Annotated in this window: 13 protein-coding genes; 3 read left to right on the top strand and 10 right to left on the bottom strand. The window is 60.0% G+C overall.

The features are described 5' to 3' along the window. Positions 1 to 43: 43 nt before the first annotated feature. The 3 genes from AC0IYN_RS11900 to AC0IYN_RS11890 all read right to left on the bottom strand — a co-directional run bounded on the left by AC0IYN_RS11900 (position 44) and on the right by AC0IYN_RS11890 (position 4116). Positions 44 to 1138, bottom strand: coding sequence for a polyamine ABC transporter substrate-binding protein (locus AC0IYN_RS11900; RefSeq protein WP_078051003.1), 1095 nt, complete (start codon positions 1136 to 1138; stop codon positions 44 to 46). A gap of 196 nt (positions 1139 to 1334) precedes the next feature. Next, entirely contained in the window at positions 1335 to 2699 is a 1365-nt protein-coding gene (locus AC0IYN_RS11895; protein WP_099493165.1) for an aspartate aminotransferase family protein, read from the bottom strand. Positions 2700 to 2757: 58 nt separating this feature from the next. Next, positions 2758 to 4116, bottom strand: coding sequence for a glutamine synthetase family protein (locus tag AC0IYN_RS11890; protein WP_065902296.1), 1359 nt, complete (start codon positions 4114 to 4116; stop codon positions 2758 to 2760). A 598-nt stretch (positions 4117 to 4714) separates the two neighbouring features. On the opposite strand from AC0IYN_RS11890, the gene AC0IYN_RS11885 reads away from it, so the two are divergent. Then, complete coding sequence (locus AC0IYN_RS11885) at positions 4715 to 6091, top strand: glutamine synthetase family protein (protein ID WP_003213894.1); 1377 nt, start codon at positions 4715 to 4717, stop codon at positions 6089 to 6091. Between the two features lie 277 nt (positions 6092 to 6368). After that, positions 6369 to 7007: a TetR/AcrR family transcriptional regulator gene (locus AC0IYN_RS11880; RefSeq protein ID WP_406599801.1), complete on the top strand. Its 639-nt coding sequence runs from the start codon at positions 6369 to 6371 to the stop codon at positions 7005 to 7007. A 91-nt stretch (positions 7008 to 7098) separates the two neighbouring features. Here AC0IYN_RS11880 and AC0IYN_RS11875 read toward each other — a convergent pair whose 3' ends face one another. The 6 genes from AC0IYN_RS11875 to ssuE form a co-directional block, all read right to left on the bottom strand. Then, on the bottom strand, positions 7099 to 7314 hold the full coding sequence (locus AC0IYN_RS11875; protein WP_003213899.1) for a TOBE domain-containing protein: 216 nt from the start codon (positions 7312 to 7314) through the stop codon (positions 7099 to 7101). Between the two features lie 28 nt (positions 7315 to 7342). Further along, positions 7343 to 8149: an aliphatic sulfonates ABC transporter ATP-binding protein gene (gene ssuB / locus AC0IYN_RS11870; RefSeq protein WP_015886420.1), complete on the bottom strand. Its 807-nt coding sequence runs from the start codon at positions 8147 to 8149 to the stop codon at positions 7343 to 7345. Further along, on the bottom strand, positions 8146 to 8934 hold the full coding sequence (gene ssuC / locus AC0IYN_RS11865) for an aliphatic sulfonate ABC transporter permease SsuC (RefSeq protein ID WP_078050626.1): 789 nt from the start codon (positions 8932 to 8934) through the stop codon (positions 8146 to 8148). The genes ssuB and ssuC overlap by 4 nt, the downstream gene beginning before the upstream one ends. 9 nt (positions 8935 to 8943) lie before the next feature. Next, a complete protein-coding gene (gene ssuD / locus AC0IYN_RS11860) occupies positions 8944 to 10092 on the bottom strand; it encodes an FMNH2-dependent alkanesulfonate monooxygenase (protein ID WP_003176786.1) in 1149 nt (382 codons plus the stop codon). A 25-nt stretch (positions 10093 to 10117) separates the two neighbouring features. Beyond that, a complete protein-coding gene (locus tag AC0IYN_RS11855; RefSeq protein WP_100491916.1) occupies positions 10118 to 11086 on the bottom strand; it encodes a sulfonate ABC transporter substrate-binding protein in 969 nt (322 codons plus the stop codon). Positions 11087 to 11180: 94 nt separating this feature from the next. Then, positions 11181 to 11774, bottom strand: coding sequence for an NADPH-dependent FMN reductase (ssuE, locus tag AC0IYN_RS11850; RefSeq protein WP_015886424.1), 594 nt, complete (start codon positions 11772 to 11774; stop codon positions 11181 to 11183). On the opposite strand from ssuE, the gene AC0IYN_RS11845 reads away from it, so the two are divergent. Continuing rightward, positions 11773 to 11970: a hypothetical protein gene (locus AC0IYN_RS11845; RefSeq protein ID WP_406599726.1), complete on the top strand. Its 198-nt coding sequence runs from the start codon at positions 11773 to 11775 to the stop codon at positions 11968 to 11970. The two genes, ssuE and AC0IYN_RS11845, sit on opposite strands and share 2 nt — an antisense overlap. A gap of 96 nt (positions 11971 to 12066) precedes the next feature. On the opposite strand, the gene AC0IYN_RS11840 is transcribed toward AC0IYN_RS11845, so the two are convergent. Next, positions 12067 to 12705: a peroxiredoxin gene (locus tag AC0IYN_RS11840; RefSeq protein ID WP_038850715.1), complete on the bottom strand. Its 639-nt coding sequence runs from the start codon at positions 12703 to 12705 to the stop codon at positions 12067 to 12069. Positions 12706 to 12752: the final 47 nt, after the last annotated feature.

Here is a 12752-nt window from a genome sequence, read left to right as displayed (position 1 = left end):
TTCGATAACCACCGCGCCAGGCGCGGTGGTTAACAAAGACCGGTTATTTACCGGACTTGATCTTGGTCCAGCTGCGTGTCATTTCACGCTGGGTCGCAGCCGGCAGGTCGGCAATGGCGTAGAGCTTGGCTTGCACGTCCGCTGGCGGGTAGATGCCTGGGTCGCTGGTGATGTCTTTGTCGACCAGTGCAGTGGCTTTCTCGTTACCGTTCGGGAACCGTACGCTGTTGGTGATCGACGCCATGACGTCCGGCTTCAACAGGTAGTTCATGAACTTGTAGGCTGCATCGACGTTTTCGGCATCTTTAGGGATGGCGACCATGTCGAAGAAGCTACCAGCGCCTTCTTTCGGAATGTCGTAGGCAACCTTGACCTTGCCACCCGCTTCAGCCGCGCGAGACTTGGCCTGCTGGATGTCACCCGAGTAACCCACGGCTACGCAGATGTTGCCGTTGGCCAGGTCGGAGATGTACTTGGACGAGTGGAAGTAGCCGATCGAAGGACGGATCTTGAGGAACAGCGCTTCGGCCTGCTTGAGGTCGTCTTTCTTCTGGCTGTCGGTCGGCAGGCCCAGGTAGTGCAGCGCGATCGGCAGCATCTCGGTTGGCGAATCGAGGAAGCTCACGCCGCAGCTTTTCAGCTTGGCGATGTTCTCGGGCTTGAGCAACACGTCCCAGGAATCGATCTTGTCCACGCCCAGCGCGGCCTTGACCTTCTCCGGGTTGTAGCCGATGCCGATCGAGCCCCACATGTACGGGAAGGCGTGCTTGTTGTCCGGGTCACTGACCGACACGGCTTTAAGCAGGGATTTGTTCAGGTTGTCGTAGTTGGACAGCTTGGACTTGTCCAGCTCCTGGTAGACACCGGCCTTGATCTGCTTGGCGAGGAAGTTGTTCGACGGTACGACGATGTCGTAGCCGGACTTGCCCGCCAGCAACTTGGCTTCCAGGGTTTCGTTGCTGTCGAAAACGTCGTACACCACTTTGATGCCCGACTCTTTTTCAAAGTTGGCAATGGTGTCCGGTGCAATGTAGTCGGACCAGTTGTAGACGTGCAGCACTTTATCGTCGGCCTGGGCCGCGCCCGCCATTGCGCCCATCAGGGACAAGGCGAGGAGGGTCTTGCCAGCGTTCTTCAAACCTAATGCCTTCATTTGGTGATGCTCCAATTTTTTCTTTTTTGGGCCACAAGCTTTATATGTTTCGAGGCCCAGCCAAAGGGCAACAAAACAGGGCGACAGTCTGGCAAGTTCCGAGGCCGGCTTTCAACCAAAGCCTCATTTATAACTGCTCAGGACGCGGCGCCCGAAAGCCGCTGCGTCCTGAGCCTAGCACTTAGCCCTGCAATGCCGCCAAAGTCAGGTCCAGGCACTGCCGAGCCTTGGTGACCAGCTCGTCGATTTCAGCCTTGCTGATCACCAGTGGCGGCGAAATGATCATGGTGTCGCCCACGGCGCGCATGATCAGGCCATTCTCGAAGCAAAAGGTGCGGCAGATCATGCCAACGCCCTTGCCTTCGTAACGCTTGCGCGTCGCCTTGTCTTGGACCAGTTCGATCGCACCGAGCATGCCGACACCACGCACTTCACCCACCAGAGGGTGATCAGCCAGCTCCCTCAGACGTTTCTGCAAATAGGGTGCCGTTTCGTCGTGCACACGCTTAACAATTTGCTCGTCGCGCATGATGCGGATGTTTTCCAGCGCCACCGCAGCGGCCACCGGGTGACCGGAGTAGGTGAAGCCGTGGTTGAAATCACCCCCTTCGTTGAGGACGTCCACCACTTCATCGCGCACGATCAGGCCGCCCATGGGGATGTAGCCCGAGGTCAGGCCCTTGGCAATGGTCATCATGTGCGGCTTGAGGTCGTAGAAATCGCTGCCGAACCACTCGCCGGTACGGCCGAAACCGCAGATCACTTCGTCGGCGATAAACAGGATGTCGTACTTGGCGAGGATTTCCTTGATGCGCGGCCAGTAGGTGGCGGGTGGCACGATCACGCCACCGGCACCCTGGATCGGCTCGGCAATAAAGGCACCGACGTTGTCCACGCCCAGTTCCAGGATCTTCTCTTCCAACTGGTTGGCCGCCCACACGCCGAATTCTTCCGGGCTCATGTCGCCGCCTTCGCCAAACCAGTATGGCTGGGCGATGTGGGTGATGCCCGGGATCGGCAGGTCGCCCTGCTCATGCATGTAAGTCATGCCGCCTAGGCTGGCGCCGGCCACGGTGGAACCGTGGTAGCCATTCTTGCGGCTGATGATGGTTTTTTTATTCGGCTGGCCCTTGATCGCCCAGTAGTGGCGGACCATGCGCAACATGGTGTCGTTGCCTTCGGAGCCGGAACCGGTGAAGAACACGTGGTTCATGCCGGCGGGCGCGATGTCGGAAATGGCCTTGGCCAATTCCAGCACCGGCGGGTGAGCGGTCTGGAAGAACAGGTTGTAGTACGGCAGTTCTTTCATCTGCTTGGCGGCGGCGTCAGCCAGTTCATCGCGACCGTAACCGATCGCCACGCACCACAGGCCGGCCATGCCGTCGAGGATCTTGTTGCCTTCGCTGTCCCACAGGTAAACGCCGTGGGCTTTGGTGATGATCCGTGGGCCTTTCTCTTTCAATTGCTTGAAGTCGCTGAACGGCGCCAGGTGGTGATCGCTGCTCAAGGCTTGCCATTCACGGGTTTGCGGGTTGTTGCTGGACATACCAATCTCCTAGACTTTTCAGGTGAGGGCGCGCCTTTCCTACGACGCGCCCGGCGCATCAGACGGCGAAGAGCAGGAATTCCCGCTCCCACGAACTGATCACGCGCTTGAAGTTTTCATGCTCGGCCCGCTTGACCGCGACGTAGCCTGTGATGAATTTTTGACCCAGGTATTTCTCGATGGTCTTGCTGTTTTCCATGCGTTCCAGGGCGTCTTCGATGGTCAACGGCAGGCGCAGGTTGCGTCGCTCGTAACCACGGCCCACCACTGGCGCGCTCGGGTTGTGGCCTTCGACCATGCCGATGTAGCCACACAGCAGGCTGGCGGCAATCGCCAGGTACGGGTTGGCATCGGCACCCGGCAGGCGGTTTTCCACACGGCGGTTCTGCGGGCCGGCATCCGGTACGCGCAGGCCGACAGTGCGGTTTTCTTCACCCCATTCCACGTTGACCGGCGCCGAGGTGTCGGGCAGGAAGCGACGGAACGAGTTCACGTTGGGGGCAAACAACGGCAGCAATTCAGGGATGAATTTCTGCAGGCCGCCAATGTGATTGAGGAACAGTTGGCTCATGGTCCCGTCTTCATTGGAGAAGACGTTCTTGCCGGTGGCGATGTCGATGATGCTCTGGTGCAGGTGCATGGCACTGCCAGGCTCGCCGGTCATGGGCTTGGCCATAAAGGTGGCGGCCACATCGTGCTTGAGCGCGGCCTCACGCATGGTGCGCTTGAACACCAGGATCTGGTCGGCCAGGGACAATGCATCGCCGTGACGGAAGTTGATTTCCATCTGCGCCGTGCCGTCTTCGTGGATCAGGGTGTCGAGGTCCAGCTCCTGCAGTTCGCACCAGTCGTAGACGTCTTCGAACAGCGGGTCGAATTCGTTGGCCGCTTCTATAGAGAAGGACTGGCGTCCGGTTTCCGGGCGGCCTGAACGGCCAATAGGCGGTTGCAGCGGGAAGTCCGGGTCTTCGCACCGCTTGGTCAGGTAGAACTCCATCTCCGGCGCCACGATGGGCTGCCAGCCTCTGTCGGCGTAGAGCTTGAGGACTTTCTTGAGCACGTTGCGCGGCGACAGCTCGATCGGGTTGCCTTGCTTGTCGTAGGTGTCGTGGATCACCTGGGCGGTCGGCTCAATGGCCCAGGGCACTAGGAATACCGCGTTCTGGTCGGGACGGCAGATCATGTCGATGTCGGCCGGGTCGAGCAATTCGTAATAAATGTCGTCTTCGACATAGTCGCCGGTCACGGTCTGCAACAGAACGCTCTCGGGCAGGCGCATGCCTTTTTCAGCGATGAACTTGTTGGTCGGCGAGATCTTGCCCCGGGTGATGCCGGTGAGGTCGCCAATCATGCATTCGACTTCTGTGATCTTGTGGTCTTTCAACCAATCGGTGAGCTGGTCGAGGTTGTTACTCATAAATGCCTCTGGGCTGGGTTTCCTGGCATCCGTTAAAGGCCAGGCGTTGGTTGACGCAGCATCCGCGTCGTTTTTTTCATTCAGGGTAGGAGCTTACCTGCCATTTGCTGCAGCGTTGCATTCCTCACGCCAAAGTTGTGTGCAATCTTGAGCGGCACATGGGTCGGGCGTGTTTCAAAGGCATGCGAGGAGGCAAAAAAGAGGTTGGACCGGGCGTCAAGAATATTGGCCGGGCCACGCGCTATCACGCGGGAGGAATATACGGGTGACACAGCCTGACTGAGGCAGGCCAAGACGCCGTTGGGCGGCAGGAGAAACATGAAGCACCCCGGTATTATTGCTGTTATGGGTTTGAATCGAGCTTAGCCTTGTTCATTTTTTTACACAACACCCCCGTAAAAAATACAACACGGCCCGCTCAAGCCTGCTAGTCCCAAGCCCTCCAAACCCAAAAAACCGCCCCAAAAAGCCCCAAAAAAGCCCTCGTGGCGCTTTTTTAGGGCAAAAAAGGCCTCGCTTGACTTCGGCATGCCGTTCGGGTTGACTGAAACCAGAAAAGATCAATGATTGATATTTTTAACAACAAAGGTGTTGCATCATGTCGGTACCCCCGCGTGCCGTTCAGCTTAACGAAGCGAACGCGTTCCTTAAGGATCATCCTGAGGTTCTGTACGTAGACCTTCTAATTGCGGATATGAATGGTGTGGTGCGCGGCAAGCGCATCGAACGCACCAGCCTCCACAAGGTTTACGAGAAGGGCATTAACCTGCCTGCCTCTTTATTTGCCCTGGATATCAACGGCTCTACGGTGGAAAGCACCGGTCTGGGCCTGGACATCGGTGATGCTGACCGAATCTGTTATCCAATCCCCGATACCCTGTGCAATGAACCTTGGCAAAAGCGCCCTACCGCGCAATTGCTAATGACCATGCACGAACTTGAAGGTGAACCTTTCTTCGCCGATCCGCGCGAAGTGCTCCGCCAAGTTGTAAGCAAATTTGACGACCTCGGCCTGACCATCTGCGCCGCCTTCGAGCTTGAGTTCTACCTGATCGACCAGGAGAACGTGAACGGCCGCCCACAACCGCCCCGCTCGCCGATCTCCGGCAAACGCCCGCACTCGACACAGGTCTACCTGATCGACGACCTCGACGAGTACGTCGACTGCCTCCAGGACATTCTGGAAGGTGCAAAAGAGCAAGGCATCCCGGCCGACGCCATCGTCAAGGAAAGTGCCCCGGCGCAGTTCGAAGTGAACCTGCACCACGTGGCCGACCCGATCAAGGCTTGCGACTACGCGGTACTGCTCAAGCGCCTGATCAAGAACATCGCCTACGACCATGAGATGGACACCACCTTCATGGCTAAGCCTTACCCAGGCCAGGCAGGCAACGGTTTGCACGTGCACATTTCGATCCTGGACAAAGACGGCAAGAACATCTTTGCCAGCGAGGATCCCGAGCAGAACGCCGCATTGCGTCACGCGATCGGCGGTGTGCTCGAGACCCTACCCGCTCAAATGGCGTTCCTGTGCCCCAACGTCAACTCCTACCGCCGTTTCGGCGCACAGTTCTACGTGCCGAACTCGCCGTGCTGGGGCCTGGACAACCGCACCGTGGCGATTCGCGTACCGACCGGCTCGTCCGATGCGGTCCGTATCGAACACCGTGTTGCCGGTGCCGACGCCAACCCTTACCTGCTGATGGCCTCGGTCCTGGCAGGCGTGCACCACGGCCTGACCAACAAGATCGAGCCTGGCGCACCGGTGGAAGGCAACAGCTACGAGCAAAACGAGCAAAGCCTGCCAAACAACCTGCGCGATGCATTGCGCGAGTTGGACGACAGCGAGGTGATGGCCAAGTACATCGATCCTAAATACATCGATATCTTCGTCGCCTGTAAGGAAAGTGAGCTGGAAGAGTTTGAACACTCCATCTCCGACCTTGAGTACAACTGGTACTTGCATACCGTGTAAGCGGTTGCTGCCGTAACTGCGGTGAGCAGGCTTGCTGTGGTGAGCGGGCTTGCTGTGGTGAGCGGGCTTGCCCCGCGCTGGGTGGCGAAGCCGCCCTAAAACCAGACGCCGCATTCTGCCTGACAGAATGCGGCGTTTTTATTGGGGCCGCTTCGCAGCCCAGCGCGGGGCAAGCCCGCTCACCACAGCAAGCCCTCTCACCACAAAAGCCCCCGCCCTAGGTATGGATCCTCCCCAGGCTCTGCGTACAATGCCCCCTGCCTTGTAGGAGACCTCCATGACCACCCGCCCCGCCGCCCCTCGCAAACCCCGCGCCCGCAGCCAGGCCCGGATCGACGCGATCCTCGACGCCGCCCGCACCTTGCTGGCGGCCGAAGGCGTGGCGGGTTTGTCGATCTACAGCGTGGCCGAGCGTGCGCAGATTCCACCGTCGTCGGTGTATCACTTCTTCGCCAGCGTACCGGCCTTGCTGGAGGCACTCACGGCAGACGTCCACGCGGCCTTCCGGGCAGCGATCCAGGCGCCCATCGAGCACGATTCACTCAAGCACTGGCGCGACTTGTCCTGCATCGTCGAGCAACGCATGCTCGCCATTTACGACCAGGATGCCGCCGCACGCCAATTGATCCTGGCCCAGCACGGGCTCACTGAAGTGACCCAGGCGGATCGCCAGCATGATCTGGAGTTGGGGAACTTGATGCTGGAGGTGTTCAATCGCCACTTTGAAGTGCCGACACTGCCCAGCGATGTCGACGTGTTTGCCCTGGCATTGGAACTGAGCGACCGCGTGTATGCGCGCTCGGTGCATCAGCACGGGCTGATCACCCCACGCATGGCGGAGGAAGGGATGCGGGTGTTTGATGCATATGTGGGGCTTTACCTGCCGCCGTATTTGCCTAAGCGCAAAAACCTGTAGGAGCCGGCTTGCCGGCGATAGCGCTCCCGACATCACCGCAAGGCGTGAGGGCCTATCGCCGGCAAGCCGGCTCCTACAGTGGCTTGTGCAATCACAACTTGGCGATCGACACCTCGGTGGATTTCACGAAGGCAATCACTTCGCTGCCAATCACCAGTTCCAGCTCTTTGACCGAACGGGTGGTGATCACGGAAGTAACGATGCCGGACGCGGTCTGCACGTCGATTTCCGACAGCACGTCGCCTTCGACGATTTCCTTGATGGTGCCTTTGAACTGGTTACGCACGTTGATGGCTTTAATAGTCATGTTGTTCTTCCTTCATGGGACAAGTGAGTTATTGAGCCCAACGCAATTGCGTAGGCAGCGGTGAAACAGGTTCGGGTTCCGGCGGTGTGCCGGGCAACGACAGCACACGGTTGAGCACTTCGGCTTCCAGCGCGGCCAGGCGATGCGAGCCCCGGGCACGCGGGCGCGGTAGGTCGACGATGAGGTCCAGGCCGATTTCGCCGTCTTCAATCAGGATCACGCGGTCGGCAATCGCCACGGCTTCGCTGACGTCGTGGGTCACCAGCAACACGGTGAAACCGTGCTTCTGCCACAGGTTTTCGATCAGTTGCTGCATCTCGATGCGGGTCAGGGCATCCAGTGCGCCCAGCGGCTCATCCAGCAGCAGCAAGCGCGGTTGGTGGATGAGCGCACGGGCCAGGGCCACGCGTTGCTTCTGCCCGCCGGACAGCGCCGCTGGCCATTCATTGGCGCGTTCGGCCAGGCCGACCGCTTCCAGGGCTTCCAGCGCCTTGGGGCGCCAGTTGCCTTTGAGGCCCAGGCCAACGTTGTCGATGATCTTTTTCCATGGCAGCAAGCGCGCTTCCTGGAACATCAACCGCGTGTCTTCAATGGCTTCGCTCAGCGGTGCGGAACCGGCCAGCAGCTCGCCGCCGCTGGCCTTGTCCAGACCGGCCAACAGGCGCAGCAAGGTGCTTTTACCGCAACCACTGCGACCGACCACCGCGACGAATTGGCCCGCCGGAATGTGCAGGTCGATGTCCTTGAGCACTTCGCGCGCGCCAAAGGCCTTGCGCAGCTTGCGTACTGCAAGGGGAATGCCCTTGAGCAGGCGCGGGGGTTGTTGAGCTGTCATGCCGCACCTCCTTTGTTCACTTGATACGCCGGGTGCCAGCGCAGCCACACACGCTCCAGACCGCGAGCGGCCAGGTCGGCGAGTTTGCCGAGGATGGCGTACATGACGATGGCCAACACCACCACATCGGTTTGCAGGAATTCGCGGGCGTTCATCGCCAGGTAGCCGATGCCCGAACTGGCGGAGATGGTTTCCGCCACGATCAGCGTCAGCCACATGAAGCCCAGGGCAAAGCGCACGCCCACCAAAATCGATGGCAGCGCGCCCGGCAGGATCACCTGGCGGAACAGGCTGAACCCGGACAAGCCATAGCTGCGCGACATTTCCACCAGCGCCGGGTCGACGTTGCGAATGCCGTGGTAGGTGTTGAGGTAAATCGGAAACAGCGTGCCGAGGGCGACCAGGAAAATCTTCGCCGTCTCGTCAATGCCGAACCACAGGATCACCAGGGGAATCAGCGCCAAGTGCGGCACGTTACGGATCATCTGCACCGAGCTGTCCAGTAGGCGTTCGCCCCACTTCGACAGGCCGGTGATAAAGCCCAGTGCCAGGCCGATGCTGCCACCGATCAGGAAACCCAGGCCGGCACGCCAGCCGCTGATGGCCAGGTGGGTCCAGATTTCGCCGCTGGCGACCAGGTTGATACCGGCTTCAATCACTGCGCTGGGGGCCGGCAGGATCCGGGTGGACAACCAGCCCGCCGACACCGACAACTGCCACACCGCCAGCAATAGAACCGGCAGTACCCAGGGCGCCACACGGTGGCTTAGTTTTTCATAGTTCATGGCGCTGCCTCAGCTCTGTGACGCAGCTTTGGGAAGGATGTCGTTGGCGACCATCTCGCCGAACGGGCTCACGTAGCCGGCGCTTTTCGGCAGCTCGGGACGTTCGATATCCAGGTGGGGAAACAGCAGTTCCGCGACGCGATACGACTCTTCCAAGTGTGGATAACCGGAGAAGATAAAAGTGTCGATGCCCAGCGCTGCGTACTCCTTCACGCGTGCTGCTACGGTTGGGCCATCGCCCACCAGCGCGGTACCCGCACCGCCACGGACCAGGCCGACGCCGGCCCACAGGTTGGGGCTGACTTCGAGGTTGTCGCGGTTGCCACCATGCAAGGCAGCCATGCGTTGCTGGCCGACGGAATCGAACCGCGCCAGGGAAGCCTGGGCACGGGCGATGGTGTCATCGTCCAGGTGGGAGATCAGTTTGTCGGCGGCTTTCCACGCTTCGTCGTTGGTTTCACGCACGATCACATGCAAACGAATGCCGAAACGCACGGTGCGCCCGAGTTTCGCGGCCTTCGCGCGTACCTGTTCGATTTTTTCCGCGACGGCCGCCGGCGGCTCGCCCCAGGTCAGCACCATTTCCACCTGCTCGGCTGCCAGGTCCTGGGCCGCTTCGGAAGAACCGCCGAAGTACAGCGGTGGACGCGGCTGCTGGATCGGCGGGTAAAGCAGCTTGGCGCCTTTGACGCTGATGTGTTCGCCGTCGTAGTCCACGGTTTCGCCTTCCAGCACACGGCGCCAGATACGGGTGAATTCCACCGAGGCCTGGTAGCGCTCTTCGTGGCTGAGGAACAAGCCATCGCCGGCTAATTCTTCCGGGTCACCGCCAGTGACCAGGTTGAACAAGGCACGCCCGCCGGACAGACGATCCAGGGTCGCAGCCTGACGCGCCGCCACCGTCGGCGAAATAATCCCGGGGCGCAGGGCGACCAGGAATTTCAGACGCTGGGTCACCGGAATCAGCGAGGCGGCCACCAGCCACGAATCTTCGCAAGAGCGCCCGGTGGGAATCAGAACCCCGCCGAAACCCAGGCGGTCAGCGGCTTGGGCCACTTGCTGCAGGTAACCGTGGTCAACGGCGCGAGCGCCTTCGGCGGTGCCAAGGTAATGGCCGTCGCCGTGGGTAGGCAGGAACCAGAAAATATTGAGGCTCATGGAGTTGTCTCCTGAAGAAGTCGGATTACGGCGCTTTGGCCACGGCGGCGGGTGGCGTCCAGATCACGTCCTTGATGTTCAAGGGCTTGGGGATCAATTTGAGTTGGTAGAAGCTGTCGGCGATTTTCTGCTGGGCCGCCACCACTTCCGGGGTCAGGAACAGTGCGCCGTAGCCTTGGCGTTTCACCGAGGTCAGGGTGATGTCAGCCGGCAGGCCGAGTAGCGGCGCCACTTGTTCAGTCACTTCCTGTGGGTTGGCCTTGGACCATTCGCCCACGGCGCGCACTTCTTCGATCAGGGCCTTGACCACTTCCGGATGCTTTTCGGCGTACGGCTTGGTTGCCAGGTAGAACTGATGGTTATCGGCAATGCCGGTGCCGTCACGCAGGGTGCGGGCTTGCAGTTGTTTCTCGGCAGCGGCCTGATACGGGTCCCAGATCACCCAGGCATCCACGCTGCCACGCTCGAAGGCGGCGCGGGCATCGGCGGGCGGCAGGAACACGGTCTGCACGTCGGTGTATTTCAGGCCGGCATCTTCCAGGGCACGTACCAACAGGTAGTGCACGTTGGAGCCTTTGTTGAGCACGACTTTCTTGCCTTTGAGCTCGGCCACGGATTTGATCGGCGAATCTTTCGGCACCAGGATCGCTTCGCTGGTCGGTGCTGGCGGCTCGTAGGCCACGTAGACCAGGTCGGCGCCGGCTGCCTGGGCGAAGACCGGCGGGGTTTCGCCGGTCACGCCGAAGTCGATGGAGCCGACGTTCAGGCCTTCAAGCAGCTGGGGGCCGCCCGGAAACTCGGTCCACTGGACATTGACGCCCTGGGCCGCCAGGCGTTTTTCCAGGGTGCCCTTGGCCTTGAGCAGCACCAGCGTGCCGTACTTCTGATAACCGATCCGCAGGGTCTCGGCCGCTTGAGCTTGAACAATGGCGCCGAAGGACACAGCCGCAGCAAACAGTGCGACCAGACCACGACGCAAGATGACAGTGCGCATGGCGCTCTCTCCAAATAATGCGATGAGGGGGTTGGCTGCACCTGCTTGGCCGTTGGCGGCTGAGTAAGGTGAGTACTACAAAATCCGGTAAGGCTCAGATGCTCCAGCGAGCACTCAACAAACGTTCATTCAACACATGGGGGTCCAGCGGTTTCGGGCGACGGGCCATGGCGCCGTAAAGCGTTTCCAGGGCCTCGTGCAAACGGTGTTCGAGCACCGGCACCAGTTGCGCCTGGGCGCTGCCCTCGCCATAAGCAATCTGGCTGTCTTCGGCAAAGATGCCGTGCAGCAATTCCTGGGCTTTCAGCGCCGACAGCACCGGCTTCAACGCGTAGTCCACCGCCAGCATGTGGGCGATGCTGCCGCCGGTGGCCATTGGCAATACGATCTTGTGGGCCAGGGCGCGCTCGGGCAGCAGGTCCAGCACGGTTTTCAGCGCGCCGGAGAACGACGCCTTGTACACCGGCGTAGCGATCACCAGGCCGTCCGCGTTAGCCACTTGTTGCAGCAGGTCGATGACCTTGGGGCTGTCGAAGCGCGCGTGCAGCAAGTCCTCCGCCGGGAAGTCCCGTATCTGGTAACTCACCACTTCTACGCCTTTGTCTTGCAACCACTGACGGGTTTTATCCAGCAACACCCCGGAGCGGGAACGCTGGCTGGGACTGCCTCCAAGTGTTACGACCAACATGCAGGAATTCCTTGAGCAGGTGTCGGCGGTTCGCTGTGTGGCGATGGCGCCAAGATGGAACAGACCTTATCAGCAGATTTATATATCTTTAAATCTTATTTTTTCATGTGTTTATTCTTTAAATGCATATAAGAGCGATCAAATCCCAGGCGAAAAAAAAGGCCGTGAAAACGGCCTGAAAACCCCTGCTATGTGATTCGTCAGAACGATCGCCATCGCCGGCAAGCCGGCTCCTACAATTGGAATGTGATCACCTGTAGGAGCCGGCTTGCCGGCGATAGCGACATCAGCATCAACGATTGGGCTGCGGGGTGAGCCGCAGGTACGGCTTCACCGCCCGGTAACCCTTCGGAAAGCGTTTCTTGATCTCGTCCTCATCCTTGAGCGACGGCACGATCACCACCTCGTCACCGTCCTGCCAGTTGGCGGGCGTGGCAACCTTGTGGTTGTCGGTCAGCTGCAACGAGTCGATGACCCGCAGGATTTCGTGGAAATTGCGCCCGGTGCTGGCCGGGTAGGTGATGGTCAGGCGGATCTTCTTGTTCGGATCGATCACGAACAAGGAACGCACGGTGAGGGTGTCACTGGCGTTGGGGTGGATCAGGTCATACAGGTCAGACACCTTGCGATCGGCGTCGGCCAGGATCGGGAAGTTGACGATGGTGTTCTGGGTTTCGTTGATGTCTTCGATCCACTTGTGGTGCGAGTCCACCGGGTCCACCGACAGGGCGATGGCCTTGACGCCACGCTGGGCGAATTCGTCCTTGAGCTTGGCGGTGAAGCCCAACTCGGTGGTGCACACCGGGGTGAAGTCCGCCGGGTGGGAAAACAACACACCCCAGCTATCGCCCAGCCATTCGTGGAAACGAATCTTGCCGGCGCTGGAATCCTGTTCGAAGTCGGGGGCGATATCGCCCAGTCTTAGGCTCATGGTGTGGCTCCTGGTGAGTGCTTATGGAGCCCACTGTGCATGCATTG

This window comes from Pseudomonas sp. AC112, assembly GCF_979253545.1.
Note: the sequence above shows the minus strand (reverse complement) of the source record. Positions and strands in the feature narration are given on the sequence as shown.